Below are 3131 nucleotides of genomic sequence, written 5' to 3'. Positions count from 1 at the left end.
CCTTTATTTTATAAATATTTTACAGAGCTTTCAAAGTAATTTTTTGGGTGTTACCATCTTTTGCTACCTAAAAGCAAAAGGTGGTAACACTTTTATTCATAGTTTATTATTTGATAAATTGGAATTCATGAACATAAATGTTTCACTACTAGTTTTGGCTCGATGCTCGCCTCACCAAAAGCTAACCGTTTCAATCGCTAACACAAAAGGCGTAACTAAATGAACAATCAACACAGCAAACACCTTTTATTACTTTTATTAGCAACCCTTTTTATAAGCACATCTGGAGCTTTAGGCAGATATATCGATATGCCTATTCCAGTTATTATTTGGTGGCGCTCTATTATTGCTGCTATTTTACTCTATGCTTTTTGCATATATAAAAAAATCAATCTTAAAATAAAATCAAAAAAAGAAATCGCTCTTTTTATAATAAGTGCCTTGTTTTTAGCAACCCATTGGATTACGTATTTCTATGCCTTAAAATTATCAAACGTCGCCATTGGCATGCTTTCGTTATTCGTTTACCCGATACTTACCGCATTTTTAGAACCTTTATTTATTAAAGTAAAATTCGACCCCATTTATATACTACTCGGTGTTATGGTATTAATCGGCATATATATATTAGCGCCAGAATTTAATTTAGAAAGCACGCACTTAAAAGGCATTTTATATGGATTAGCTTCAGCTTTATTTTATGCGCTTCGTAATATTATTTCAAAACAATTAGTTACTAATAACAATGGCACTTCCATCATGCTATATCAAATAGGTATTATTAGTATTGTACTCTCTCCTGTTTTATTTTTTATGGACACCTCTGGTATTTCTATACAATTTCCTTATGTTATTATCTTAGCAGTAGTTACTACAGCCGTTGGACATACCATGTTAGTTAATAGCTTAAAACATTTTACAGTAAGCACCGCTAGTATAATAAGTAGTACACAACCTATTTTAGGAATTGTTATTGCTTTCTTTTTTTTAAATGAAATTCCAACTTGGAATACGTTTTTTGGCGGGCTTATCATTCTTTCAACCGTGGTTATTGAAAGTATTCGATCTAAAAAAACATAATTTTATAAATTTTTCACTCTACATTTGTAGAATACAAATATTAATTCTACATTTGTAGAGTTAATTCTAATATTGTAGAGCATGCAACTATCAAAAACCGAAGAAGATTTAATGAATTATTTATGGAAGCTAGAAAAGGCTTTTATGAAAGATTTACTTGAGGCATATCCAGAACCTAAACCAGCAACCACAACCGTAGCAACCCTTTTAAAGCGCATGACTGACAAGGGTTTTATTGCATATAATTTATATGGAAAATCTCGCGAATATTATCCTTTGGTTAAAAAGAAAGACTACTTCTCTAAACATGTAAACGGATTAATCAAAAACTTTTTTAACGATTCTGCGAGTCAGTTTGCATCGTTTTTTACCAAAGAAACTAATCTTACAAAAGAAGAATTAGAGCATTTAAAAACGCTTATTGATAGTGAAATTAAAAAGAAGTAAATTATGTTGTTATTCATATTAAAATCCAGTGCTTGTTTAGCTGTTTTTATGGTATTTTACAAGATATATCTTGAAAAGGAAAGCTTCCATCATTTTAAACGCTTTTATCTTTTGGGTGCTTTATTGATTTCTATAGGTATTCCGTTTATAACTTTCACAGAATATATTGAAGTAGAATCCATTCAAGATATTATTGCAGTTCAACCATTAGAGTTTTCAACTACTGAACCTTTAATTGTTGATGATGTTTCAACATGGCAAGATAATATCCCCACCATTTTATGGATCATTTATGTTATCGGTGTTTTACTTTTTAGCATTCGCTTTATACTAAATTTAATAACTATATTCTCCAGAATTAAAAACAACCCAAAGCATCAGTACCATGAATTCACGAATGTTTTATTAAATGGTTTAGTATCTCCGCACACTTTTTTTAATTACATCTTTTTAAACAAAACCAAATACGAACACAACCTCATTCCTAATGAAGTTTTATTACACGAGCAAACCCATGCCAAACAAAAACACGCATTAGATATTTTGTTTTTAGAAGTTCTTCAAATTGTATTTTGGTTTAATCCGTTACTTTATTTTATAAAAAAAGACATTAAACTTAATCACGAATTTTTAGCAGATCAAGCGGTTTTAAAACATGGTGTTGACACTAAAAATTATCAAAGTATATTACTCGCATTCTCATCTCCCGATAGTTATTGGGATGCTAGAACTAATCAGCTAGCAAATGCCATCAATTATTCATTAATCAAAAAACGATTTACAGTTATGAAAACAAAAACATCAAAAAAAGCCTATTGGCTTAAAGGACTACTTATTTTACCCATTCTAGCTATATTAATTTATGGTTTTAGTGAAAAAGAAATTGTTGAAAAAGAAATAGCTTCATTTGAAGCTTTAACTGTTCAAGAAACCAAAAAGGGTGCAACCGAAACAATGATGAAAGAGTATAAAGAATTCATCAAAGAATTTGAAAAAACAAATACAATTTGGGCTCCAAAATTAAATAGAGCCATTGCTATTTATTATATTATGACAGAAGCGCAACGTGCAACAGTTAAAAAATATCCTGAAACACCACTTAATAGTTTATCTACTGTAAAACCAAAAACACCGACCGAAACCTTATTCAATTCATGGAAAAACAAAACGGAATTTGCGATTTGGATTGATGGTAAACATGTATCAAATGAAACTTTAAACAATTATAAAGCTTCTGATTTTAAATATTACACCAGTAGTTTTGTATATAATAATGCTAGAAGCAAAAAGTTTCCTCAATCCTATCAAAATCATTTATATACAAAAAAAGGGTTTGAAGAAAGTTATTTAAAAAGAAATGTAATTAATTACAAAAAGCTGAAAAACGAATATTTAAAAGCTGAAAAGGCGTATATAAATTCAGGTAAAAAAGATGATTCTGAACTTCGTATTTTAAAAGCACAATTAAATAAAGTTTACAGATCACTTTCTAATGAAGAAATTGAAAAATATGGTGTTAAGAAATTGAAAAATAATAAAGAAAGCATACTTCAACAAAAAGCAACTAAAAAAGAAATTGCAGAATACAACAAGTTAGCAAAAAA

Annotated in this window: 4 protein-coding genes; all 4 read left to right on the top strand. The window is 29.2% G+C overall.

Annotation, left to right across the window (positions count from 1 at the left end):
* Positions 1-223, top strand: a 223-nt coding sequence (locus AADI82_RS14595) for a hypothetical protein (protein WP_341217149.1), incomplete at its 5' end; no start/stop codon positions are given.
* Positions 220-1080: a DMT family transporter gene (locus tag AADI82_RS14590; protein ID WP_341217148.1), complete on the top strand. Its 861-nt coding sequence runs from the start codon at positions 220-222 to the stop codon at positions 1078-1080. The genes AADI82_RS14595 and AADI82_RS14590, both read left to right, overlap by 4 nt.
* Before the next feature lie 81 nt (positions 1081-1161).
* Positions 1162-1527 carry a BlaI/MecI/CopY family transcriptional regulator gene (locus AADI82_RS14585; protein WP_034041747.1) on the top strand — a complete coding sequence of 122 codons (366 nt, stop codon included), beginning with the start codon at positions 1162-1164 and terminating at the stop codon, positions 1525-1527.
* Positions 1528-1530: 3 nt separating this feature from the next.
* A partial coding sequence (locus AADI82_RS14580; RefSeq protein ID WP_341217147.1) for a M56 family metallopeptidase occupies positions 1531-3131 on the top strand: 1601 nt, incomplete at its 3' end.

The sequence above is a fragment of the uncultured Wocania sp. genome (assembly GCF_964021735.1).
In the GTDB taxonomy this organism is placed as follows: domain Bacteria; phylum Bacteroidota; class Bacteroidia; order Flavobacteriales; family Flavobacteriaceae; genus Wocania_A.
Note: the sequence above shows the minus strand (reverse complement) of the source record. Positions and strands in the feature narration are given on the sequence as shown.